This window comes from Streptomyces sp. JLBG701, from assembly GCF_058544905.1.
In genome coordinates, this window is the sequence record NZ_CM178588.1 from 7,585,868 (window position 1) to 7,609,056 (window position 23,189).

19 protein-coding genes, 2 pseudogenes and 1 riboswitch are annotated in these 23,189 nt (G+C 68.2%); of the genes and pseudogenes, 8 read left to right on the plus strand and 13 right to left on the minus strand.

Annotation, left to right across the window (positions count from 1 at the left end):
- Nucleotides 1-43: 43 nt before the first annotated feature.
- The 8 genes from AC5DRG_RS35270 to AC5DRG_RS35305 all read right to left on the minus strand — a co-directional run bounded on the left by AC5DRG_RS35270 (nucleotide 44) and on the right by AC5DRG_RS35305 (nucleotide 9,531).
- Nucleotides 44-1,063 (minus strand): ribonucleotide-diphosphate reductase subunit beta, encoded by a 1,020-nt coding sequence (locus AC5DRG_RS35270; protein ID WP_491803638.1) that lies wholly within the window; start codon nucleotides 1,061-1,063, stop codon nucleotides 44-46.
- Nucleotides 1,064-3,433 carry a ribonucleoside-diphosphate reductase subunit alpha gene (locus tag AC5DRG_RS35275; RefSeq protein WP_491803639.1) on the minus strand — a complete coding sequence of 790 codons (2,370 nt, stop codon included), beginning with the start codon at nucleotides 3,431-3,433 and terminating at the stop codon, nucleotides 1,064-1,066. It abuts the gene before it with no gap.
- 121 nt (nucleotides 3,434-3,554) lie between these two features.
- Nucleotides 3,555-3,714: riboswitch (cobalamin riboswitch) on the minus strand.
- Between the two features lie 26 nt (nucleotides 3,715-3,740).
- Nucleotides 3,741-4,250: a GNAT family N-acetyltransferase gene (locus AC5DRG_RS35280; RefSeq protein WP_491803640.1), complete on the minus strand. Its 510-nt coding sequence runs from the start codon at nucleotides 4,248-4,250 to the stop codon at nucleotides 3,741-3,743.
- A 115-nt stretch (nucleotides 4,251-4,365) separates the two neighbouring features.
- Nucleotides 4,366-5,964, minus strand: a complete 1,599-nt coding sequence (mctP, locus tag AC5DRG_RS35285) for a monocarboxylate uptake permease MctP (protein ID WP_491803641.1) — start codon at nucleotides 5,962-5,964, stop codon at nucleotides 4,366-4,368.
- Nucleotides 5,961-6,224, minus strand: a complete 264-nt coding sequence (locus tag AC5DRG_RS35290; RefSeq protein ID WP_491803642.1) for a DUF3311 domain-containing protein — start codon at nucleotides 6,222-6,224, stop codon at nucleotides 5,961-5,963. Before AC5DRG_RS35290 ends, mctP begins: the two co-directional genes overlap by 4 nt.
- Before the next feature lie 126 nt (nucleotides 6,225-6,350).
- Entirely contained in the window at nucleotides 6,351-6,551 is a 201-nt protein-coding gene (locus AC5DRG_RS35295) for a CstA-like transporter-associated (seleno)protein (RefSeq protein WP_491803644.1), read from the minus strand.
- The gene (locus tag AC5DRG_RS35300) at nucleotides 6,523-8,661 is read right to left on the minus strand and encodes a carbon starvation CstA family protein (RefSeq protein ID WP_491803646.1); all 2,139 of its coding nucleotides are present in this window, start codon (nucleotides 8,659-8,661) and stop codon (nucleotides 6,523-6,525) included. The genes AC5DRG_RS35295 and AC5DRG_RS35300 overlap by 29 nt, the downstream gene beginning before the upstream one ends.
- Nucleotides 8,662-8,766: 105 nt before the next feature.
- Nucleotides 8,767-9,531: a GntR family transcriptional regulator gene (locus AC5DRG_RS35305; protein ID WP_491803647.1), complete on the minus strand. Its 765-nt coding sequence runs from the start codon at nucleotides 9,529-9,531 to the stop codon at nucleotides 8,767-8,769.
- A gap of 361 nt (nucleotides 9,532-9,892) precedes the next feature.
- On the opposite strand from AC5DRG_RS35305, the gene AC5DRG_RS35310 reads away from it, so the two are divergent.
- The 4 genes from AC5DRG_RS35310 (at nucleotide 9,893) to AC5DRG_RS35325 (ending at nucleotide 14,570) form a co-directional block, all read left to right on the plus strand.
- Nucleotides 9,893-11,170, plus strand: coding sequence for an extracellular solute-binding protein (locus tag AC5DRG_RS35310; RefSeq protein ID WP_491803648.1), 1,278 nt, complete (start codon nucleotides 9,893-9,895; stop codon nucleotides 11,168-11,170).
- Between the two features lie 62 nt (nucleotides 11,171-11,232).
- Nucleotides 11,233-12,231, plus strand: a complete 999-nt coding sequence (locus AC5DRG_RS35315) for a carbohydrate ABC transporter permease (protein ID WP_491803649.1) — start codon at nucleotides 11,233-11,235, stop codon at nucleotides 12,229-12,231.
- A complete protein-coding gene (locus tag AC5DRG_RS35320) occupies nucleotides 12,228-13,058 on the plus strand; it encodes a carbohydrate ABC transporter permease (protein WP_491803650.1) in 831 nt (276 codons plus the stop codon). Before AC5DRG_RS35315 ends, AC5DRG_RS35320 begins: the two co-directional genes overlap by 4 nt.
- A 9-nt stretch (nucleotides 13,059-13,067) precedes the next feature.
- Nucleotides 13,068-14,570: a glycoside hydrolase family 3 protein gene (locus tag AC5DRG_RS35325; protein WP_491803652.1), complete on the plus strand. Its 1,503-nt coding sequence runs from the start codon at nucleotides 13,068-13,070 to the stop codon at nucleotides 14,568-14,570.
- A gap of 164 nt (nucleotides 14,571-14,734) precedes the next feature.
- On the opposite strand, the gene nagB is transcribed toward AC5DRG_RS35325, so the two are convergent.
- On the minus strand, nucleotides 14,735-15,520 hold the full coding sequence (nagB, locus tag AC5DRG_RS35330; RefSeq protein ID WP_491803653.1) for a glucosamine-6-phosphate deaminase: 786 nt from the start codon (nucleotides 15,518-15,520) through the stop codon (nucleotides 14,735-14,737).
- Between the two features lie 201 nt (nucleotides 15,521-15,721).
- Between nagB and AC5DRG_RS35335 the strand changes: the two are divergent.
- The 3 genes and pseudogenes from AC5DRG_RS35335 to AC5DRG_RS35345 all read left to right on the plus strand — a co-directional run.
- A pseudogene (locus AC5DRG_RS35335) lies at nucleotides 15,722-16,054 on the plus strand (SIS domain-containing protein); the annotation flags it as partial.
- Between the two features lie 162 nt (nucleotides 16,055-16,216).
- Nucleotides 16,217-16,942 (plus strand): annotated as a pseudogene (locus tag AC5DRG_RS35340) (SIS domain-containing protein); the annotation flags it as partial.
- A 422-nt stretch (nucleotides 16,943-17,364) separates the two neighbouring features.
- Complete coding sequence (locus AC5DRG_RS35345) at nucleotides 17,365-18,831, plus strand: sensor histidine kinase (RefSeq protein WP_491813246.1); 1,467 nt, start codon at nucleotides 17,365-17,367, stop codon at nucleotides 18,829-18,831.
- A 189-nt stretch (nucleotides 18,832-19,020) separates the two neighbouring features.
- Here the strand turns inward: AC5DRG_RS35345 and AC5DRG_RS35350 are convergent, their stop codons facing one another.
- On the minus strand, nucleotides 19,021-19,278 hold the full coding sequence (locus AC5DRG_RS35350; RefSeq protein WP_006380970.1) for a WhiB family transcriptional regulator: 258 nt from the start codon (nucleotides 19,276-19,278) through the stop codon (nucleotides 19,021-19,023).
- A 318-nt stretch (nucleotides 19,279-19,596) separates the two neighbouring features.
- A complete protein-coding gene (locus AC5DRG_RS35355; RefSeq protein WP_491803655.1) occupies nucleotides 19,597-20,565 on the minus strand; it encodes a diacylglycerol/lipid kinase family protein in 969 nt (322 codons plus the stop codon).
- A 342-nt stretch (nucleotides 20,566-20,907) separates the two neighbouring features.
- Between AC5DRG_RS35355 and AC5DRG_RS35360 the strand changes: the two genes are divergently transcribed.
- Entirely contained in the window at nucleotides 20,908-21,351 is a 444-nt protein-coding gene (locus AC5DRG_RS35360) for a hypothetical protein (protein WP_491803656.1), read from the plus strand.
- Between the two features lie 37 nt (nucleotides 21,352-21,388).
- On the opposite strand, the gene AC5DRG_RS35365 is transcribed toward AC5DRG_RS35360, so the two are convergent.
- Nucleotides 21,389-22,513 carry an RNA polymerase sigma factor SigF gene (locus tag AC5DRG_RS35365; RefSeq protein WP_491803657.1) on the minus strand — a complete coding sequence of 375 codons (1,125 nt, stop codon included), beginning with the start codon at nucleotides 22,511-22,513 and terminating at the stop codon, nucleotides 21,389-21,391.
- A gap of 17 nt (nucleotides 22,514-22,530) precedes the next feature.
- Nucleotides 22,531-22,944: an ATP-binding protein gene (locus tag AC5DRG_RS35370; RefSeq protein WP_030784224.1), complete on the minus strand. Its 414-nt coding sequence runs from the start codon at nucleotides 22,942-22,944 to the stop codon at nucleotides 22,531-22,533.
- Nucleotides 22,945-23,189 lie beyond the last annotated feature (245 nt).

A 23,189-nucleotide genomic window follows, 5' to 3' on the forward strand; every position in this document is an offset into this window, starting at 1 on the left:
CGTTCGGAACGGCCGGGGCCCTGTCCACTGTGACGCGGTGCGGTCAGAAGTCCTCGTCGAGGTCGACTGTGCCCTCGACCGCGACCTGGTACGCCGACGGGCGGCGCTCGAAGAAGTTCGTCAGCTCCTGGACGCCCTGGAGCTCCATGAAGGAGAAGGGGTTCTCAGAGCCGTACACCGGAGCGAAGCCGAGGCGCGTGAGGCGCTGGTCGGCGACGCACTCCAGGTACTGGCGCATCGACTCGGTGTTCATGCCCGGCAGGCCTTCGCCGCACAGGTCGCGCCCGAACTGCAGCTCGGCCTCGACGGCTTCGCGCAGCATGTCGGTCACCTGCTCCTTGAGCTGGTCGTCGAAGAGCTCCGGCTCCTCCTTGCGGACGGTGTCGACGACCTCGAAGGCGAAGGACATGTGCATGGTCTCGTCGCGGAACACCCAATTGGTGCCGGTGGCCAGGCCGTGCAGGAGACCCCGGCTGCGGAACCAGTAGACGTACGCGAAAGCACCGTAGAAGAAGAGGCCCTCGATGCACGCGGCGAAGCAGATGAGGTTGAGGAGGAAGCGGCGGCGGTCGGCCTTCGTCTCCAGGCGGTCCAGCTTCTCGACCGAGTCCATCCACTTGAAGCAGAACTCCGCCTTCTCGCGGATGGAGGGGATGTTCTCCACCGCCGCGAAGGCGGCCGTCCTGTCCTCCGGGTCGGGGAGGTAGGTGTCCAGGAGGGTCAGATAGAACTGGACGTGGACTGCCTCCTCGAAGAGCTGGCGCGACAAGTACAGGCGCGCCTCCGGGGAGTTGATGTGCTTGTAGAGGGTCAGCACGAGGTTGTTCGCCACGATCGAGTCGCCCGTCGCGAAGAACGCGACCAGCCGGCCGATCATGTGCTGCTCGCCCTCGGACAGCTTCGCCAGGTCGGCGACGTCCGAGTGGAGGTCGACCTCCTCGACGGTCCAGGTGTTCTTGATGGCGTCCCGGTAGCGCTCGTAGAAGTCGGGGTAGCGCATGGGGCGGAGGGTGAGTTCGAATCCCGGGTCGAGCAGGTTCTTCTCGGAGTTGGTGGAGCTCATTTACTGGCACGCCTCGCAGGACTCGGGGTTTTCCAGGGAGCAGGCGACGGCGTCTTCGTCCGCCGGCTGCTGTACGGGGATGGGGGCTTGCGCCTGGGCCGCGCGGGCGATGCGGGTCGCCGGGCGGGAGCGCAGGTAGTACGTCGTCTTCAGGCCCTGCTTCCAGGCGTACGAGTACATCGAGGAGAGCTTGCCGATGGTCGGCGTCTCCAGGAACAGGTTCAGGGACTGGGCCTGGTCGAGGAAGGGGGTCCGCGCCGCCGCCATGTCGATGAGGCCGCGCTGCGGGATCTCCCACGCCGTGCGGTACAGATCGCGGACGTCCTGCGGGACCCAAGTGAAGCCCTGCACCGAGCCGTTGGAATCGCGCAGCGCCTCCCGGGTCTGCGCGTCCCACACGCCGAGCTTCTTCAACTCGTCAACCAGGTATGAGTTGACCTGGAGGAACTCGCCCGACAGCGTCTCCCGCTTGAACAGGTTGGACACCTGCGGCTCGATGCACTCGTACACGCCGGCGATCGACGCGATGGTGGCGGTGGGCGCGATGGCGAGGAGGAGCGAGTTGCGCATGCCCGTGGTCGCGATGCGCTCGCGCAGGGTCGCCCAGCGCTCCGGCCAGGTCAGTTCCACGTCGTAGTGGTCGGGGTGGAGGACACCCTTCGCCGTACGGGTCTTCTCCCAGGCCGGCAGCGGGCCGTTGCGCTCGGCGAGGTCGGCGGAGGCCTCGTACGCGGCGAGCATGACGCGCTCCGCGATACGGGTGGACAGGGCCTTGGCCTGCGGCGAGTCGAAGGGCACGCGCAGCTTGAAGAAGACGTCCTGGAGGCCCATCGCGCCGAGGCCGACCGGACGCCACAGGGAGTTGGAGCGGCCCGCCTGCTCGGTCGGGTAGAAGTTGATGTCGACGACACGGTCGAGGAAGGTGACGGCCGTACGGACCGTCTCGTCCAGACGGTCCCAGTCGATGTCCCCGTCGACCACGAACGCGCCGAGGTTCACCGAACCCAGGTTGCAGACCGCCGTCTCCCCGTCGTCCGTGACCTCCAGGATCTCGGTGCACAGGTTCGAGGAGTGGACCACGTGGCCCGGCTCGGCGGTCTGGTTGGCGGTGCGGTTGGCCGCGTCCTTGAAGGTCATCCAGCCGTTGCCGGTCTGCGCGAGGGTGCGCATCATGCGGCCGTAGAGGTCACGGGCCGGGATGGTCTTGCGGGCGAGGCCATCCGCCTCGGCCTTGCGGTACGCCGCGTCGAACTCCTCGCCCCACAGGTCGACCAGCTCGGGCACGTCGGCGGGGGAGAACAGCGACCAGACCGCGTCCGCGTTGACCCGGCGCATGAACTCGTCCGGGATCCAGTGCGCGAGGTTCAGATTGTGCGTACGGCGGGCGTCCTCACCGGTGTTGTCGCGCAGCTCAAGGAACTCCTCGATGTCGGAGTGCCAGGTCTCCAGGTACACCGCGGCGGCACCCTTGCGCCGGCCGCCCTGGTTCACGGCGGCGACGGACGCGTCGAGGGTCTTCAGGAACGGGACGATGCCGTTGGAGTGCCCGTTCGTGCCGCGGATCAGGGAGCCGCGGGAACGGATCCGGCTGTACGACAGGCCGATGCCGCCGGCGTGCTTCGAGAGGCGGGCCACCTGGTGGTAGCGGTCGTAGATGGAGTCCAGCTCGTCCAGCGGGGAGTCGAGGAGGTAGCAGGACGACATCTGGGGGTGCCGGGTGCCGGAGTTGAAGAGCGTGGGGGAGGAGGGGAGGTAGTCGAGGCGGCTCATGAGCCTGTAGAGCGCGGCTACTTCGTCGAGAGCTCGGGTCGTGTCGTCCTCCGCCAGGCCGGCGGCCACGCGCAGCATGAAGTGCTGGGGCGTCTCGATCACCTTGCGGGTGATCGGGTGCCGGAGCAGGTAGCGGCTGTGGAGGGTGCGCAGGCCGAAGTAGCCGAAGCGGTCGTCGGCTTCGCGGTCGACGAGCGCGTCGAGGCGGGCCGCGTGGATGCGCGCGAACTCGGCGGTGCGGTCGGCGATGAGGCCCTCGCGGTGGCCGACGGCGACGGATTCCGTGAACGACGTGACACCCTGCGAGGCGGCCTCGGCGGCGATGCTGATCGTCAGCAGCCGCGCGGCCAGCCGCGAGTACGCGGGGTCCTCGGAGATGAGGCCGGCGGCCGCCTCCGTGGCCAGCTCGCGCAACTCCGACTCGTCGGCCCGGGCGGACCGGCCGCGCAACGCGGCGGCGGCGACCCGGCCGGGGTCGGCGTCGGGGAGGTCGGCGGTCAGCTCGGTCAGGGTCCGCAGCAGCGCGGTTCCGGGACCGTCGGTCTCGGTCTCGGCCGTGGTCGCGGTCGCTGAAGCCGGTTCGGCTGGCGCGATGGTCACGTGGGGCTCTCCCTCGCTCGGCACGGGGCCTTGGGGAGGGCATGGCAGTTCACGAGCGCGCGCGGCGTCGCGTCCACCGGCCCACTCCGCGAGGCCCGGACGTCAATGCACCCGGGCCGGACGGCCGGGCGCGCTGTCGGCAGGTCCTCGGACTGACCATGTGCACAAAACATGCACAAGTACACCGTTGCGGGACAGTTCCGGATTCGCACCGGATTCCCCTGCGGCGACAGCGAGCATGAGCATACATCTTGTGCCGGGCCGTCATGGCACCACCAGATGTTGTGTCGTGTCGCGTGTCAGGGCGTCAACTCAGCGTCAACTCGTAGGTGAGGAGAGTGATGTCGTCGAGCTCCGGGATGGGATTCCAGTCGCGAGCGGGTGTGCGGGTGAAGCCCAGGCGTTCGTAGATGCGGTGGGCTGAGTGCATCGTGCGCTGGGTCGACAGGACGATGGCTGTGCAGCCGGGGGTGGCCCTCGCGCGGTCGATGCAGGCGCGTACGAGGGCCTCGCCGGCGCCTTGGCCTCGGGCCCCGTGAGCGATCGCCAGCATGCGTATTTCTGCCTCGCCGGGCTTTGCGATGTCGGCCATGGGGCCGCCGGCCGGGACGAAAGTCACTCCGCCGAGTAGGTGGCCCTGTGCTGTGGCGACGAGGACGTCTGCGGCGGCGGCTCGTTTGGCTACGTCTCTGAGTTCGCCCAGGTATTCGTCGCTCTCGCCGAAGTCCAGGAGGCCGTCCTGGAGGTAGGCCTGGGCGGTGATTTCGCCTAGGGCTGTGTACTCGTCGGGGGTCGCCTGCCTGATCGCGATGTCCATGTTGGCGAGTGTGCCGGATGGGTACGACAACGGGCCGCCGAGTTTCTTGCTCTCGGTGGCCCGTTGCGGGTTGTGTGTGGCTGGTCGCGCAGTTCCCCGCGCCCCTTAGGTGGGGTCAGTGAGCGGCGCCTACCAGTTCCGTCTCTACGCCCTTGTCGCCCGCGTCCGCCGTGTAGTCCTGCGGGCTGGTCTCGTCCTCGCCCTCGGGGGCGTTGGTCGCCTTCAGGATGAAGGTCAGGATCACCGTGACCACCACGTTCAGGACGAAGGCCGTGAGGCCGATGTAGCCGATCTCGCCGATGCCCGGGATCTCCTTCGCCGAGCCGCCGAAGTGCTTCTGGGTCGGGGAGGCCACGCCCCATGCGGCGAAGGTGCCGTAGAGCATGCCGACCGCCCAGCCCGCGAGGAGGGCCCAGCGGTGGAACCAGCGGGTGAAGAGGCCGCCGACCAGGGCCGGGAAGGTCTGGAGGATCCAGATGCCGCCCAGGAGCTGGAAGTTGATGGCTACCGTCTTGTCCATCGTCAGGACGAAGACCAGCGCGCCGACCTTCACCAGCAGCGAGACCAGCTTGGAGACCTTCGTCTCCTGGGCCGGGGTCGCGTCCGGGCGGATGAAGTCCTTGTAGATGTTGCGGGTGAAGAGGTTGGCGGCCGCGATGGACATGATGGCCGCCGGGACGAGCGCGCCGATGCCGATCGCCGCGAAGGCCACGCCCGCGAACCAGGCCGGGAACATCGTCTCGAAGAGCTGCGGGATCGCCAACTGCCCGTTGGTGACCTTCACTCCGGCCGCGATCGCCATGAACCCGAGCAGGGCGAGCAGGCCCAGCATCAGCGAGTACAGGGGGAGGATCGTGGTGTTGCGGCGGATCACCTCACGGCTGCGCGAGGAGAGCGTCGCCGTGATCGAGTGCGGGTACATGAAGAGCGCGAGCGCGGAGCCCAACGCCAGCGTGGCGTACGTCCATTGGCCCGCCTCGGCCGGGACGAGGCCGCCGACGCCGGCCGCCGTGTACTTTTCGTTCGCCGCCTTGAAGATCTCGTCGAACCCGCCCAGCTTGATCGGGATGTAGATGATCGCGACGGCGATGACGATGTAGATCAGCGTGTCCTTGACGAACGCGATCAGCGCGGGGGCCCGCAGACCCGACGAGTACGTGTACGCCGCCAGCACGCCGAACGCGATCAGCAGCGGCAGGTCCTTGACGAACCAGTTGGTGTCCTCGCCGCCGCCGACGCCCATCACGTCCAGGACGGCCTGGATGCCGACCAGTTGGAGCGCGATGTACGGCATCGTCGCCAGGATGCCGGTCACGGCCACCGCCAGCGACAGGCTCTTCGAGCCGAACCGGCCACGCACGAAGTCCGACGTCGTCACATAGCCGTGCTTGTGCGACACCGACCAGAGGCGCGGCAGGAACGTGAAGATCAGCGGGTAGATGAGGATCGTGTACGGCACCGCGAAGAAGCCGGCCGCGCCCGCCGCGTAGATCGCCGCCGGTACGGCCACGAAGGTGTACGCGGTGTACAGGTCGCCGCCGAGCAGGAACCAGGTCACCCAGGTGCCGAACGACCGGCCGCCCAGGCCCCATTCGTCGAGGCTGTGCTCGTTGTCGGCCTTGCGCCAGCGCGCGGCCAGGAAGCCCATGACCGTGACGGCCAGGAAGAAGAAGATGAAGACGGCGAGTGCCACGCCGTTCACGCCGTCGTTCACGCGCCGGCACCACCCTTCGTGGCCGAGCGGGCGCGCTGGTCACGCTGCCACAGCTGGTACGCGGTCATCGTCAGCGCCGTGGAGATGAGCACCCACAGCATCTGGTACCAGTAGAAGAACGGGATGCCGATGAACGTCGGGTCCACTTTCGCGAACGAGCCGACCCACAACATCGCCACGAACGGGGCGAAGAGGCACAGGGCTATGACCACACGGACCGGGGTCACCACCGGTGGTCTCACTTCAGGCGCATCTGACATCTGGCGGCTCCGCTCCCTCACTGATCACCTGTGTAACGCGCAGGCAATCTAGGTCACGGTGTCACGCAAGCGGAAGACCTCGTCCGCATATCGGTATGTCGATTCCGTGAAGGCCAGACATCGGTGTCAACAGCAGCGGAAGCCCTGCCGTGGATCCGCCTCCTGACGGTCCGTGCGCATCCGCTCGAACTCCCGGCGGGACGGCACGCACGCCTCCGGGTGACCCGTACGCACATGCGCGACATAGCGGTCGTACGCCGACTCGTCGGTCAACTCCCGTACGTACCAGCGCACACCCTCAAGTGCCCGCCGGAGTGGAGACCGCATCCCGTGCCTCCTCCTTCTCCTCCTTGGTCGGGATCAGCCCGGCCGGGGCGATGATCTTCGACTCGACGTACGGGGTCTCGCTCAGCGTGGACATGGCCGGGCGGCGGACATGGCGGACGCAGACGCGGGCCGCGTCGGCGATCACGATGATGATCAGGATCGCGAGGACCGCCGAAAGGATGCCGTCCACCGTGGAGTTGGTGACGACGGTGTGCATGTCGTCCATGCTCTTGGCCGGGGGCAGGACCTCGCCCCGGTCGATGCCGGCCTGGTAGACGCTGCGTTGCTCGAAGAAGCCCACGCGCGGGTCGCTGGAGAACACCTTCTGGAAGCTGGCCGTCAGGGTCACCGTGGCGTCCCAGACGAGCGGAACCCCGGTGATCCAGGCCCACTTGAGGCGTCCCGACTTCACCAGGAGTGTCGTGCAGACGGCCAGCGCCACCGCGGCGAGCAGCTGGTTGGAGATGCCGAAGATCGGGAAGAGCTGGTTGATGCCGCCGAGGGGCTCGTGGACGCCGACCCACAGGAAGTAGCCCCACAGCGCGCACACGATGGCGCTGGTGATGACGAGCCCCGGCTTCCAACTGACGTTCTTGAACGGCCGGTAGAGGTTGCCGAGGGTGTCCTGGAGCATGAAGCGGCCCACGCGCGTGCCGGCGTCCAGCGCGGTCAGGATGAACAGTGCCTCGAACATGATCGCGAAGTGATACCAGAATGCCCGCAGGCTCCCGCCCGTGACCTTGGAGAAGATCTCCGAGACGCCGACGGCGAGGGTGGGCGCACCGCCGGTGCGGGACAGCAGGCTCGTCTCCTCGACGTTCTTCGCCGCCTGGGCGAGTTCTGCGGGGGAGATCTGGTAGCCCCAACTGCCCACCACCTGCGAGGCGTTGTCGACCGTGGTGCCGATGACACCGGCCGGCGCGTTCATCGCGAAGTACAGGCCCGGGTCGATGATGCTGGCCGCGAGCAGCGCCATGATCGCGACCGCCGACTCCATCAGCATGGAGCCGTAGCCGATCATCCGGACCTGCGTCTCCTTCTGGATCATCTTCGGCGTCGTACCGCTGGAGATGAGCGAGTGGAAGCCGGAAAGGGCCCCGCAGGCGATCGTGATGAAGACGAACGGGAAGAGGGAGCCCGCGAAGACCGGCCCGTTGCCGTGTGAGGCGAAGTCGGTGACCGCGTCCATCTTCAGCGTCGGCAGCGCGATGACGACACCGAGGGCGAGCAGGAAGATCGTGCCGATCTTCATGAACGTGGAGAGGTAGTCGCGCGGGGCGAGCAGCGTCCACACGGGCAGGATCGACGCGATGAAGCCGTACGCCACCAGCCAGATGACCAGGGTGGAGGGGGCGAGGGTGAAGGTGTCGGCCCAGGACGAGTCGGCGACCCACTTGCCCGCGACCAGGGCGAGCAGCAGCAGCGCCACCCCGATCAGCGAGACCTCGGTGACCCGGCCCGGCCGCAGCACCCGTAGATAGAAGCCCATCAGCAAGGCGATCGGGATCGTCATGGCGATGGAGAAGGTGCCCCAGGGGGACTGCGCGAGGGCGTTGACGATGACCAGCGCCAGCACCCCGAGCAGGATGATCATGATGGCGAAGGCGGCGATCAGCGCGGCCGCCCCGCCGAACGGGCCGATCTCCTCCCGTGCCATCTGCCCGAGCGACCTGCCGTCCCGGCGGGTGGAGAAGAACAGCACCACCATGTCCTGGACCGCGCCCGCGAAGATGACGCCGACGACGATCCAGATCGTGCCGGGCAGATAGCCCATCTGCGCGGCGAGCACGGGGCCGACGAGCGGTCCGGCGCCGGCGATCGCGGCGAAGTGGTGGCCGAGCAGGACGCGCCGGTCGGTCGGATGGAAGTCGATGCCGTTGTTCAGCCGCTCCGCGGGAGTGGCCCGGGTCTTGTCGACCTTGAGCACCTTGTACGCGATGAACTTCGAGTAGAAGCGGTAGCCGATCGCGTACGAGCCGAGGGCCGCCGCGACCATCCAGGCGGCCGAGACGTTCTCACCGCGCGAGAGCGCGAGCACGGTCCAGCCCGCGGCTCCGATCAGCGCGACGAGGGTCCAGATGACGATGGTTCGGGCATTCGCAGTGCGCACGGGTCGTCCTCCCGTTGATGCGGCGACGGGAGGAACGTAGAGCAGGATTGACGGTTGCGCTACACCGCGTGCATTACTGCCCAAAGGCCGTGTTGCCCAACGCCCCTAGTCCTGAGGGCGCTTGAGCCTCGCCACGAACTTGTAGCGGTCGCCCCGGTACACCGACCGCACCCACTCCACCGGCTGGCCCTCCTTGTCCAGGGAGTGGCGGGACAGCATCAGCATCGGCAGGCCCACGTCGGTGCCGAGGAGGCCGGCCTCGCGCGGGGTGGCCAGGGAGGTCTCGATGGTCTCCTCGGCCTCGGCGAGGTGGACGTCGTAGACCTCGGCCAACGCGGTGTAGAGGGACGTGTACTTGACGAGTGACCTGCGCAGGGCCGGGAAGCGCTTGGCGCTCAGGTGCGTCGTCTCGATGGCCATGGGCTCGCCGTTGGCCATGCGCAGGCGCTCGATGCGCAGGACGCGGCCGCCGGCGGTGATGTCGAGGAGCTCGGCGAGGCGGTCGTCGGCGGTGATGTAGCCGATGTCCAAGAGCTGCGAGGTGGGTTCGAGGCCCTGGGCGCGCATGTCCTCGGTGTACGAGGTGAGTTGGAGGGCCTGCGAGACCTTCGGCTTGGCGACGAAGGTGCCCTTGCCCTGGATGCGCTCCAGGCGGCCCTCGACGACCAGTTCCTGGAGGGCCTGGCGCACGGTCGTGCGGGAGGTGTCGAACTCGGCGGCGAGAGTGCGCTCGGGCGGCACCGGGGTGCCGGGCGACTGTGTCTCCGTCATGTCGAGGAGGTGTTTCTTCAGGCGGTAGTACTTGGGCACACGCGCGGTACGGACGGTCGCCCCACCCTCGTTCTCCGCACTGCTGACGTCGGTGCTCATGCTCTGCCTTCCCGGCTCCGGATGCGGCTCACATCGTGGCACGGCAGCGTACCGGGATGTTCCCCGCACGCTCCGTGATCCCCTCTGTATACCGTCGGTCACCTCTTTTGGTCTAGTCCACCACTTTAAATGGTCTACCGGAATCGAGCGGTCCGGGCCTCATGTTTTCGAGGGCTTCTTACTTAAAGGTTCCTGCATATGTAGGTCCCATAACGGCTGGTCGGAGCCTTTTCGGCCACCCTTGACACGCTTCATGGTCTGGGCCAAGCTCCCCCTACTGGTCTACACCATTGGTCCAGGTCCCGGCCCATCGCTCGCGCGGGGAGGCAGGGGGGTATGTGGCATCCCTGAGGAGGATGGCGTGAAGCGAAAGCTGATAGCCGCGATCGGTATCGCGGGCATGATCTTCTCGGTCGCGGCGTGCGGTGGCGACGACAGTGACAGCGAAGGCAAGGCGGGGGCCGACGGTTTCAAGGGCGAGACCCTGACCGTGTGGGCGATGGACGGCTCGACGCCTCCCGGCTGGACCAAGGACCTGACCGCGGCCTTCGAGAAGAAGACCGGCGCCACGCTGAAGTTCGAGACGCAGCAGTGGAACGGCATCCAGCAGAAGATCACGACCGCGCTCTCCGAGGAGAACCCGCCGGACGTCATCGAGGTCGGCAACACCCAGACCCCCGCCTACGCGGCCACCGGCGGTCTCGCCGACCTGACCGACCTCAAGTCGGAGATCGGCGCCGACTGGACCGAGGCCCTCAACGCGTCCTCCGTCTACGAGGGCAAGCAGTACGCGGCCCCCTGGTACTTCGCCAACCGCGTCGTCATCTACAACAAGAAGGTCTGGGCCGACGCCGGCATCACCGAGACCCCCAAGACCCGGGACGAGTTCTACAAGGACCTGGAGACCATCGGCGAGAAGACCAAGGCCGAGCCGATCTACCTGCCCGGCCAGAACTGGTACTTCTTCGACGGCCTGACCATCGGCCAGGGCGCCGACCTGGTGAAGAAGGACGGCGACAAGTACGTCTCCAACCTCGCCGACCCCAAGGTCGCCGCGGCCATGGAGATCTACAAGAAGTACCAGTCCTTCTCCGAGGCCCCCAAGGACAAGGACGAGGCGACCCCGCAGCAGGCCGAGGTCTTCGCCAAGGGCAACGTCGGCGCCTTCATCGGCATGGGCTGGGAGGCCGGCACGGCGATCGCCGCCAACAAGGACATCGAGAAGAACATCGGCTACTTCACCATCCCGGGTGAGAGCGCCGACAAGCCCGAGGGCGTCTTCCTCGGCGGCTCCAACTTCGCGGTGGCCGCGGGCAGCAAGAAGCAGGAACTCGCCCAGGAGTTCCTGAAGATGGCCCTGTCCGACAAGTTCGAGGGCGCCCTCGCCAAGGAGAACGGCGTCATCCCGAACAAGGAGTCGCTGCAGACCAACCTCACGGCCAACCCCGCCGCCGTGGCAGCCGCCCCGGCCGCGGCCTTCGGCGGCACCACGCCGCTGATCCCCGAGTGGGCCGCCGTCGAGAACACCCCCAACCCGATCAAGACCTACATGACCGCGGTGCTGAACGGTAAGTCGCCCGCCGACGCCGCCAAGCAGGTCGAGGCCGAGATCAACAAGCGTCTCGCGCAGACGAGCTGACCACCCGCCGCCGGGGCGCCCCAGAGCGGGCGCCCCGGCGCAGCCACAGAGAGACGGCGAGCATGTCAGTGCAGACCGAACGCGCGGACACGGCCTTGGCGACCGGAGTCCACAAGAGCGACGCAACACCTTCCGGCCCGCCGGGAGACGGGGACACCCGGGCGAGCAGAAAGGGCGGCGCGTCCGCCCCCTATCTGCTCCTGCTGCCGGCGCTGCTGGCCACCGCCGTACTCCTCGGCTGGCCGCTGGTGAAGAACGGCATGCTGTCGTTCCAGAACCTCAACCCACGGCAGCTGATCCTCCACCTCACCGAGTGGAACGGGATCGACAACTACCAGGCGGTCCTGACCGGTTCGGACTTCTGGAAGGTCGTCGGACGGTCGGTCGTCTTCACCGCCGCCAACGTCGTCCTCATCATGCTGCTCGGCACCCTCACCGGCCTGCTCCTGGCCCGCCTCGGCAGGCGGATGCGGGTGACGCTGATGCTCGGCCTCGTGCTGGCCTGGGCGATGCCCGTGATCGCGGCGACCACCGTCTACCAGTGGCTGTTCGCCCAGCGCTTCGGCGTCGTCAACTGGGTCCTCGACAAGCTCGGTTGGCACTCCATGGCCGACTACAACTGGCTCGGCACCCAGTTCTCCACCTTCTCCGTGGTCACCCTGCTGATCGTCTGGCAGTCCATCCCGTTCGTGGCGATCAACCTCTACGCCGCGACGACCACGATCCCCAAGGAGCTGTACGAGGCCGCCTCGCTGGACGGCGCCGGCGCCTGGCAGTCCTTCGCCTCGGTGACCTTCCCGTTCCTGCGGCCGTTCCTGTGGGCCACGACGTTTCTCCAAGTCATCTGGGTCTTCAAGTCGTTCGCGCAGATCTTCGCGATGAACGCGGGCGGCCCCGACCGGCTCACCGAGACCCTGCCGATCTACGCCTTCGTCGAGGGCGTCGGCAACCAGCACTTCGGCATGGGATCGGCCATCTCGTTCCTGACCATCCTGATCCTGCTGGCCCTGACCGCGTACTACCTGCGCACCGTGCTCAAGCAGGAGGAGGACGAGCTGTGAACCGATCCCTCATCAGCCGCCTGTGGCCCAACGCGACGGCGATCGTCCTCTTCGCGGTCTTCGCGTTCCCCGTCTACTGGATGTTCGCCACGGCCTTCAAACCGACCGGCGACATCATCGCCGAGGACCCGGTCTTCTTCCCGACCGACGCCACCCTGGAACACTTCAGGAAGGTCGTCGACGCGGACAACTTCTGGACGCTGGTCGGCAACTCCGTGACGGTCACCGTGTGTTCGGTACTGCTGTCGCTCGTCATCGCGCTGCTCGCGTCCTACGCGCTCGCCCGCCTCCGCTTCAAGGGCCGGCGCGGCTTCATCGTCACGTTCATGGTCGCGCAGATGGCCCCCTGGGAGGTCATGGTCATCGCCATCTACATGCTCGTGCGCGACGCCGACCTGCTCAACAGCCTGGTCCCGCTGACCTGCTTCTACATGGTCATGGTGCTCCCCTTCACCATCCTGACGCTGCGCGGCTACGTCGCCGCCGTGCCGAAGGAGCTGGAGGAGTCGGCGATGGTGGACGGTTGCACCCGCACCCAGGCCTTCATCAAGGTGATCTTCCCGCTGCTGGCGCCCGGCCTGATGGCCACGTCACTCTTCGGCTTCATCACCGCCTGGAACGAGTTCCCGCTGGTCCTGATCCTCAACAAGGAGGCCGAGGCCCAGACCCTCCCGCTGTGGCTGTCCAGCTTCCGCACGACCTTCGGCGACGACTGGGGCGCCACCATGGCGGCGGCCTCGCTGTTCGCCATACCGATCCTGATCCTCTTCGTCTTCCTGCAGCGCAAGGCCGTCAGCGGCCTCGCCTCAGGCGCCGTGAAGGGATAGCGCCACCCGATGACGACATTCGCCAGCGGTACGACCGCATCCGACCCTGGAAAAGACGGGCTCACGCGCGACGCGCTGACCGTCCTCCAGCCCGGCTTCGCGGGTACGACCGCTCCCGACTGGCTGCTGCGCCGCCTCGGCGAGGGCCTGGCCTCGGTGGGCCTGTTCGGCCGCAACATAGCCACCCCCGAGCAACTGGCATCCCTGACAGCCCAGTTGCGAGCCGAACGCGACGACGTCCTGGTCGCCATCGACGAGGAGGGAGGTGACGTGACGCGCCTGGAGGTGAGGACCGGATCCTCCTTCCCGGGCAACCACGCCCTGGGCGCGGTGGACGACATCGACCTGACCCGCGAGGTCGCGCACGAACTCGGCCGCCGCCTCGCCGCCTGCGGGGTGAACCTCAACTGGGCCCCGTCGGCCGACGTGAACTCCAACCCCGCCAACCCGGTCATCGGCGTCCGCTCCTTCGGCGCCGACACCGCCCTGGCCGCCCGCCACACCGCCGCCTACGTCACCGGCCTCCAGTCGGCGGGCGTCGCGGCGTGCACGAAACACTTCCCGGGCCACGGCGACACGGCCGTCGACTCCCACCACGCACTCCCACGCATCGACGTGGCCGCCTCGGTGCTGGAGGGACGCGAACTCGCCCCGTTCCGCGCGGCCATCGCCGCGGGCACCCGAGCGGTGATGAGCGCCCACATCCTGGTCCCGGCCCTGGACCCGGACCACCCGGCAACGTTGTCCGCCCCCATCCTCACCGACCTGCTCCGCGGCGAACTCGGCTACGACGGCCTGATCGTCACCGACGGCATGGAAATGCAGGCCATCGCCGCCACCTACGGCATCGAACACGGCAGCGTCCTCGCCATCGCCGCCGGCGCCGACGCGATCTGCGTGGGCGGCGGCCTGGCGGACGACGAGACGGTACGACGCCTGCGCGACGCCCTGATCACAGCGGTCCGCTCGGGCGAACTGCCCGAGGAACGCCTGGCGGACGCGGCGGAACGAGTCCGAGCCCTGGCCCGCTGGACAACCACGGCCCAAACGACCGACACCGACCCCCGCCCAGAAGTGGGCCTGATAGCAGCCCGCCGAGCCCTGACTTTGACAGCCACGGCCCCCCACGCCCCCCTGACCGCCCCTCCGTACGTGGCGGCCTTCACCCCGGCCGCGAACATCGCCGTAGGCGAGGAAACCCCCTGGGGAGTAGCAGCAGAACTCTCCCGCCTCCTCCCTGGCACGGAAACGGCGAGCTTCACAGGCCAGGACGCAGGCCACAACGCCCTGTCAGCGGCCGGCGACCGCCGCATAGTCGCGGTGGTCCGGGACGAACACCGCCACCCCTGGATGACAACGGCCCTGGACACGATCCTGCGAGAACGCCCGGACACGATCGTCGTAGAAATGGGCGTCCCCCAGTCCCCACCAAGAGGCGCCCTGCACATAGCGACACACGGCGCGGCCCGCGTATGCGGAAGGGCGGCGGCAGAGGCAATAGCAGGCGAGTAGCCCCTACGACACGAAAGGCGCCGGTTCCTGGAAAGGGAACAGGCGCCTTCGTCGCCGCTCAGGGGCGCGGGCCTGTGTCGATATGCGGCTCCGCCGCGTGGGCGCGACAAGCCACAGACAACCCGCACCCGCCGCCAAACAGATCCCGGCAGACGCTGACGCGTCTAAATCCCCTGCCAGTCAGGCTTGTTGACAAAGGTGTGCCGGAAGTAGTCGGCCAACTTCAACTTGGACGCAGCCCCCTCATCAACCACGACAGTCGCATGCGGATGCAACTGAAGCGCCGACGCAGGACACACCGCAGCAACCGGCCCCTCAACAGTCGCGGCCACCGCATCCGCCTTACCTTCGCCGGTGGCGAGCAACACCAGGTGCCGAGCTTCGAGAATCGTCCCGATCCCCTGAGTAATAACGTGATGCGGCACCTGCTCGATATCCCCGTCAAAGAACCGCGCGTTGTCGACCCGAGTCTGCTCGATCAACGTCTTGATCCGCGTCCGCGAGGCAAGCGAAGAACAGGGCTCGTTGAACCCGATGTGCCCATCGGTCCCGATCCCCAGCAACTGCAGATCCACCCCACCGGCGGCAGCCAACGCCCGGTCATAGGCCTCGCACGAGCCCCGCACGTCCTCGGCGGTCCCGTCGGGCCCCATGAACGCGTCCATCCCGATCCCCAGCGGCTCCAACACCTCACGCCGAAGCACCGAACGGTACGACTCCGGATGCTCGGCCGGCAGCCCCACGTACTCGTCGAGCTGGGCGATCCGCGCCGACGAGGCGTCCACGGCACCGGACTTCACCTTGGCCGCCAGCGCCTCGTAGATGGGCAGCGGCGTCGAGCCGGTGGCCACGCCGAGCAGGGCGTCGGGCTTGCGCCGGAGCAACTGAGCCATGGCCTCGGCGATGAGCTCGCCGCCCGCCTTCGCGTCCGGAACGATGACAACTTCCACGCTGGGCCTGCCGATCTGAGGAGAGGGGCTCTGGGGGACCCGGTTGGGCATGTGGTTTAGACCAATCTCCACCAATCTAACAGAGTCGGTTCATGCGTCCCAGGGCAGAGGCGCCCTCCCGCGAGGGAGAGTGGAAGGGAACCCGCCAGTGCACGATGACACGCACGACGAAACGCGCAGCGACCCCCGAGAGGACCCCATATGACCGCCACGACACCGGACCTCCCCGGCAGGGTCATGGCTCGGGAGATGGCCGAGCAGCCCGCCGTCCTGCGACGGATCCTGGACGAGGGTGCCCCGCTCATCCGGCAGGTGGCCCAGGAGATCGCCGCCCGCAAGCCCCGTTTCGTCCTGCTCACCGCCCGCGGCACCTCCGACAACGCCGCGCTGTACGCCAAGTACCTCCTGGAGATCCGCCTCGGCCTGCCCTGCGGGCTCACCTCGATGTCGACCACGACGGCCTACGGCGCCCGCCCCGACCTCACCGACGTCCTCGTCGTCACCGTCAGCCAGTCCGGCGGCTCCCCGGATCTAGGGGGCTTCTGATGGATCTCCGCGGCGTCGCGACGCCCGGCACGCACTCTCGCCGCACCGGACGGAAGCCCTGGTAGCTCCGCTACAAGGACTTCCGCCCGGCACGCCGAGAGCACGCACCGAACGCCACTCCTTCTCCCGCGGAGATCCATCAGAAGCCCCCTCGCCTCGACCCGGGCCGCCCGCGAGGCCGGCGCCGTCACCCTCGCGGTCACCAACAACCCGGACTCGCCGCTGGCCGGCGTCTCCGAGTACCACATCGACATCATGGCCGGTCCGGAGAAGGCGCTTCCCGCCACCAAGACCTACACCGCCTCCCTACTCGCGCTCTATCTCTTCGTCGAGGGCCTGCGCGGCGGCGACGGCGCGGCGGCGAAGGCCCTGCCGGACCTCGCCGAGCAGCTGCTCGCCCGGCAGGACGAGGTCCGCGCCCTCGCCTCCCGCTACCGCTTCGCCGAGCGCATGGTCATCACCTCGCGCGGCTACGGCTACCCCACGGCGAAGGAGGCCGCCCTCAAGCTGATGGAGACCAGCTACATCCCCGCCCTCGCCTACTCTGGCGCAGACCTCCTGCACGGCCCCCTCGCCATGGTCGACAACGTCTCCCCGGTCATCGCGGTCGTCACGGACGGCAAGGGAGGCGAGGCACTCCAACCCGTCCTCGACCGGCTCCGCGGCCGGGGCGCCGACCTGGTCGTCATCGGCCCCGCCGGCCAGGTGGAGCAGGCCTCGGCCGGCTTCGTCCTGCCCACCGAAGGCGTGGTCGAGGAGCTCCAGCCCGTCCTGGAGATCATCCCGCTCCAGCTCCTGGCCTACGAGGTCACCATCGCCCGCGGCCAGGACCCGGACGCCCCACGCGCCCTGGCGAAGGTGACGGAGACCCGCTGAGCGCGCTCGCGGAAATTGCCCTGGCCATCCGGCCCCGCGAATGACCCAGGCGGGCTACGCTTCATGGTGGTTACTGGGACGTCCGACCAGTCGGTCCGGTCGTGAAGAAACAGCAACGAACATTCTCCGACGCGTGGACACCAAGGAGTGGTCTAGTCCACAATGGGCCACGCTGGGCGAACAACATATGAATGCATGAGCCTCCGTCTTCCCCGCACAGGAAGGCGGACCGAGGAACCGGAGCTCTCTGCCCTGACTGCCCCGGATCCTCATCCATCGGCCGATCGGGACCGCACACCCCGTGGCCGTTGCTGCTCCGGGCTGCGGTGCCGGGAGGGTTGAGGGTCCCTCTCAGGCGCCGCGGCCCGCGGGTGTTTTAGGACCCGTACAAACCGGCGGGTACGCTCGCACACGTGCCCTCCATGAACGAACTCGTACGCCAGCACACCGCCCTCGGGGACTCCGACCTCGAGTGGCTCCACCTGCTGGTCTCGGAGTGGCAGCTGCTCTCCGACCTCTCCTTCGCCGACCTCGTCCTGTGGGTACCCACGCGCGACGGCACACGCTATGTCTCCGTCGCCCAGATGCGCCCCAACACCGGCCCGACCTCCTACCAGGACGACATGGTCGGCCACCTCGTCCCCCGCGGCCGTCGCCCCATGCTGGACGCGGCCCTGGACGAGGGCAGGATCGTGCGCGAGGGCGACCCGGAGTGGCGCGAAGAGGTCCCCGTCCGCGTCGAGTCGATCCCCGTACGACGGGAAGGGCGCGTCCTCGGTGTCATCGCGCGCAACACCAACCTGCTCACCGTGCGCACCCCGAGCCGCCTCGAACTGACGTATCTGCAAAGCGCGTCGGACCTCGCGCAGATGATCGCGGCCGGCTCCTTCCCGTTCCCCGACCAGCAGGTGGACATGGACGCCTCGCCCCGCGTGGGCGACGGCCTGATCCGCCTCGACGCGGACGGCATCGTCCAGTACGCGTCCCCGAACGCGCTGTCGGCGTACCACCGCCTCGGCCTCGCCGCCGACCTCGTCGGTCACCATCTCGGCATGACCACCGCCGAACTCGCCCCGACGCGGGGGCCGGTGGACGAGGCGCTCGCCAAGGTCGCGAGCGGGTGGGCGCCGCGCGAGTTCGAGATCGAGTCCGGCGACGGGGTGATCCAGTTCCGGGCGATCCCTCTCAAGCCCAAGGGCACCCGCATCGGTTCGCTGGTCCTGCTCCGTGACGTCACCGAACTGCGGCGCCGCGAGCGCGAGTTGATCACCAAGGACGCGACCATCCGGGAGATCCACCACCGGGTGAAGAACAACCTCCAGACGGTCGCCGCCCTCCTGCGGCTCCAGGCCCGGCGCATCGATTCCGAGCGCGGCCGGGAGGCCCTCGAAGAGGCCGTGCGGCGGGTCGGTTCGATCGCGATCGTGCACGAGACGCTCTCCCAGAACCTGGACGAGCGCGTGGAGTTCGACGAGATCGCCGACCGGGTGCTCGCCATGGTCGCCGAGATCTCGCCGGGCAAGGTCACCGGCCGGCGCACCGGACGCTTCGGCATCCTGGACGCCGAGGTTGCCACCCCGTTGTCGATGGTGCTCACCGAGATCCTCCAGAACGCCCTCGAACACGGCTTCCGCGAAGGCGACACCGGCACGGTCGAGGTCTCGGCGGTCCGCGGCGACAAGGCGAAGGAGTCCCGCCTCCTCGTCACCGTCCAGGACGACGGAGTCGGCCTCCCCGAGGGCTTCGACCCGCACCGCTCGGGCAACCTCGGCCTCCAGATCGTACGAACGCTGGTGGAGGGGGAGTTGGGCGGTACGTTCGACATGATCGCGGCGCCGGAGCGCGGCACGCGGGTGATCCTCGACATTCCGGTGCGGTCGCACAAGTAACGCGAGCGGTGTGTCCGGACAGTCGGAACAGCAAGAAGCCCCGGACCACCAAGTGGTCCGAGGCTTGTGCTCGTTGCTGCTCGTTTTACTGCTAAGCGCATCGGGGGTACTGCGCGCTGCGGCTCGGGGGCGGGAGATGCGTACTCGCTGTACGCGCCGCCAAGCTCAGGCTGTGAGCGGGGTGGGTTGTCAGGCAGTGGCCTGACGGGCCCGGTTGCGGGCGGCGCGGCGCTTCATGGCGCGACGCTCGTCCTCGCTGAGACCACCCCAGACGCCGGAGTCCTGGCCGGACTCGAGCGCCCACTGCAGGCACTGCTCCATGACGGGGCAGCGGCGGCAGACGGCCTTGGCTTCCTCGATCTGCAGCAGCGCAGGACCGGTGTTGCCGATGGGGAAGAAGAGCTCGGGGTCTTCCTCGCGGCAAACGGCGTTGTGACGCCAGTCCATGGCTGCTACCTCTCCTTGGTATTACGTGCGGGTTGCTTGTGAATGTGAACGCTTTCACGAATCCCTCAACAAGTGAAGGGCCGACTGCCGGGTTCCCGGCGTGGTCCGTTGTTTTGGAGAGGGGTTCTGGTGATCTCCGGAGGCCGGTGTTGCGGGCCGTCTCGATCGCCACGTAGAGACTCGCAAACCTCAGCGGCGGATACAACCCCTTCTGGAAAGTTTTTTTTGATTCCTCGGTGTCGACTAGGTCACAGCCGTACTTCCATGGGGTGGACCCTGGTCTAAACGTTCGAGTGAAAGGACTTTAGCCCCTTCTGCTCACACAATCACACGCAGTGCACGGCGTACGCCTGTGAACGTCACGCTCGTTCGCAGTCCCAGGTGGTCGCCGTCCATCTGGAGGGGGAGGGGCACCTTCGAATGCAAGGTGAAGTCGCTCAGGTCATGCAGGGAGGTGGCGTGCTTGCCATGGGGTCCGCGCTCGGGGGACGAAGTGAGCAACTGTGTTGCATACCGGGCCAGAGCGGGCGTGGACATACGGCTGAGACCGAGCACGTCGAGCCCGGTATCGAACGAGGCCTTAGGCGACGCGTACACAGGGCGATTGCCAAGAAACGTCCACGGGGACGTATTGCAGACTATGGACAGCACCAGATCCGTGACCGGGTCCTCGCCGTCCCGCTCCAGCGTGATCGTGCCGTGTCTGCGGTGGGGCTCCTCCAGGAACTGGCGGAAAGCCTGACGCAGGTAAAGAGCGTGTGTGGATCTCTTGCCGCGCTCGCGCTGCTGTTCGACCCGGCCGATCACGCCCGCGTCGAAGCCGAGCCCCGCGCAGAAGGTGAACCAGCGGGACGGCACCGCCTCGTCCTCCGTGCCCGGGGTGCCGGCGGCGAGCCCGAGGCCGATCGTGCGCTCCCGCTCCTCGCGCAGGGCGTCAAGGAGGGCGCCGGTGGCCTCCACGGCGTCGTTCGGCAGGCCGAGGGCGCGGGCGAAGACGTTGGTGGAACCGCCGGGGACCACGGCGAGGCGGGGGAGCCGCTCGGGGTCGGGGCCGTTGTGCAGCAGGCCGTTCACGACCTCGTTGACCGTGCCGTCGCCGCCGAGGGCCACGACCAGCTCGATGTCCTTGCTGTCCGCCGCCTGCCGGCCCAGGTCGCGCGCGTGCCCGCGGTACTCGGTGGTGACCGCCTCAAGCTTCATCTCGCTCGCGAGGGCATGAATCAGGACATCGCGCGTACGTGCGCTTGTGGTGGTTGCCGCCGGATTGACCACGAGAAGTGCACGCATGGGTTGCAGGGTACCTACTGGGGGGTACCGGGCCCAGTCCGAGGTGGGGATCACGGGAGACGTTCGAGGATTCCCCTACGCAGTCGGGTAAGCTGATCACTGTGCGTTGCGAGAACCAAGCGCGTACACCGTGCTGATCGAGAACCAAGACAGCACATGCACCTCCAAGCTTTGCGGTACAAACCGGGCTGGTTTCAACCCGGCTGGTGTTGATCGTGGAAGACCTGTCGGGTCGCTGACCCGCAGGCGGCGTGAGCCAGGAATCCCCCTGATTCAGCTGGGGGAGGATTCAAGTAAGAGATCCTCAACGGAGGGGCGCGGGGCGTTGGCTACCCTTCAGGGGTGAGCAGTGAGCAGAACCCCGCCCCGCAGGCCGAGGAACCCCGCCCCCGCCGCCTGATCTATGCGGCCGCGCTGGCCGGCCTGGAGGGGCTCGCCCTCGTCGTCGGCGGCGCCTGGATGCTGGTCCTGGGCCTCACGGGTGACCCGGACGACCGGCAGCAGGCCGTCACCGGCGGCATCACGCTGATCGTCCTCGGGCTGCTGCCGCTGCTGGCCGCGCGCGGGCTGCTCGCCCGCCGCAGCTGGAGCCGCGGCCCGGCCGTCATCACGCAGATCATGGCGCTGCCCGTCGCCTACAACCTGCTCCAGGCCGACAGCGTGGCCATCCCCGGCGGAATCGTCCTCGCGGTGGTCGCGGTGACGGCCCTCGTCCTGCTGATCAATCCGGCGACGACCCGGGCCCTCGGGATCCGGGGGCCCGGAAACGTGCAGGACCAGAAGTAGCTCAGTAAGTACTGCTGCTCCGGAGCACCACTGCGCGCTACTCCTCTACGAGAAGCTTCTCCCGCAGCTGGGCCAGTGTCCGGGCCAGCAGCCGGGACACGTGCATCTGCGAGATGCCGACCTCCTGCGCGATCTGCGACTGGGTCATGTTGCCGAAGAAGCGCAGCAGCAGGATCCGCTTCTCGCGCGGCGGCAGGTCCTCCAGGAGCGGCTTGAGCGACTCCCGGTACTCGACGCCCTCCAGGGCCTCGTCCTCGGCGCCCAGCGTGTCCGCCACCGCCGGGGACTCGTCGTCCGTGTCGGGGACGTCCAGGGACAGCGTGGAGTACGCGTTGGCCGACTCCAGGCCCTCCAGGACCTCCTCCTCCGAGATGCCCAGCTTCTCGGCCAGCTCGTGGACCGTGGGGGAGCGGCCGTGCAGCTGCGAGAGCTCCGCCGTCGCCGTCGTGAGCGCCAGCCGCAGCTCCTGGAGCCTGCGCGGAACGCGCACCGCCCAGCCCTTGTCGCGGAAGTGCCGCTTGATCTCGCCGACGACCGTCGGGGTCGCGTACGTCGAGAACTCGACGCCGCGCTCCGGGTCGAAGCGGTCGACCGACTTGATCAGGCCGATGGTGGCGACCTGGGTGAGGTCGTCCAGCGGCTCGCCGCGGTTGCGGAAGCGGCGCGCGAGGTGCTCGACGAGCGGCAGGTGCATGCGGACCAGCCTGTTGCGCAGCTCCGCGTACTCCGCGCTGCCGTCCTTCAGCTCGCGCAGCTCGATGAACAACGCGCGTGCCCCGCTGCGGTCCTGCGGGTCGTGCTGCGTGGCCTGCACAGTCTGCGCGCCCTGCTGATCGTCTCGCTCGTGCTCGCTCATCGTCCCGCCCGTCGCCCTTCCCAGAGCTTTCGCCTCCTCCCCCAGCCTCGACTTCGGTCGAGCGGGGGGACCCCCGTGAACGGGGGAGACCCCACCAATCCGGCCCTCCAGGGGCGTGCTCAGCACGGCACCGTCCTGCTCCCGCTGCCCGTCGTTCGTCACGCCGACCTCCGCGTGGTCGTCGAGGCCGTCCTGCGGATGCGGCCGGGCCTGCTCGGGGATGCCGTCCGCCGTGCGCCGAGACCCGCCAGGGGTGCCCGAGCCCTCGGCCGGCAGCTCCCGTGTGCCGCGCTCTTCGTCCCGCACCGGCCCGTCCCCGTTCCTCACGCCGGCCCGGGTCCCGCGCCGCGCTGTTTGTAGAGGCTGATCGAAACGGTTTTGTCGTCGTCCACCGCGGACGAGACCTTGCCCGCGAGCGCGGACAGGACGGTCCAGGCGAAGGTGTCGCGCGCGGGCGCGTGACCGTCCGTGGTCGGGGCCGAGACGGTGACCTCCAGCGAGTCGTCGACCAGTCGGAACACACAGCTGAGGACCGAGCCGGGCACGGCCTGCTGGAGCAGGATCGCGCAGGCCTCGTCCACGGCGATGCGCAGGTCCTCGATCTCGTCGAGGGTGAAGTCCAAACGGGCTGCGAGACCGGCCGTGGCCGTACGCAGCACCGACAGGTAGGCACCCGCGGCCGGCAGCCGGACTTCCACGAAGTCCTGGGTCGCGGGCTCGCCTGCGATCTGGGACACCCTCACCTCCAAGGTGGTACAAGCTTTTCGGGGCCGAGGGTCGCCCCCCGGGATAACGCGATGTGTGCTTCAGCGGTGACGCTACCGCGCTCTCGACTTTCCTGTCCCCGGGACCCCAACCCCATGCTGTAACTCATAGTAAACACACGGATACGCTCCGTGGCTAGGGGGTCCGCGGGCCCAATTGGGAAGAGCGCGCGCCGGGTTGACGTACCCAGACGTCAGACGGTCGAACCGTCCGGATC

Excerpts from the sequence above, each read along its gene's own strand:
- AC5DRG_RS35270 (WP_491803638.1), bottom strand. The coding sequence starts at position 1,063 with ATGAGCTCCACCAACTCCGAGAAGAACCTGCTCGACCCGGGATTCGAA.
- AC5DRG_RS35280 (WP_491803640.1), bottom strand. The coding sequence starts at position 4,250 with ATGGACATCGCGATCAGGCAGGCGACCCCCGACGAGTACACAGCCCTA.
- AC5DRG_RS35290 (WP_491803642.1), bottom strand. The coding sequence starts at position 6,224 with ATGTCAGATGCGCCTGAAGTGAGACCACCGGTGGTGACCCCGGTCCGT.
- AC5DRG_RS35295 (WP_491803644.1), bottom strand. The coding sequence starts at position 6,551 with ATGCGGTCTCCACTCCGGCGGGCACTTGAGGGTGTGCGCTGGTACGTA.
- AC5DRG_RS35305 (WP_491803647.1), bottom strand. The coding sequence starts at position 9,531 with ATGAGCACCGACGTCAGCAGTGCGGAGAACGAGGGTGGGGCGACCGTC.
- AC5DRG_RS35315 (WP_491803649.1), top strand. The coding sequence starts at position 11,233 with ATGTCAGTGCAGACCGAACGCGCGGACACGGCCTTGGCGACCGGAGTC.
- AC5DRG_RS35325 (WP_491803652.1), top strand. The coding sequence starts at position 13,068 with ATGACGACATTCGCCAGCGGTACGACCGCATCCGACCCTGGAAAAGAC.
- AC5DRG_RS35345 (WP_491813246.1), top strand. The coding sequence starts at position 17,365 with ATGAACGAACTCGTACGCCAGCACACCGCCCTCGGGGACTCCGACCTC.
- AC5DRG_RS35350 (WP_006380970.1), bottom strand. The coding sequence starts at position 19,278 with ATGGACTGGCGTCACAACGCCGTTTGCCGCGAGGAAGACCCCGAGCTC.
- AC5DRG_RS35355 (WP_491803655.1), bottom strand. The coding sequence starts at position 20,565 with ATGCGTGCACTTCTCGTGGTCAATCCGGCGGCAACCACCACAAGCGCA.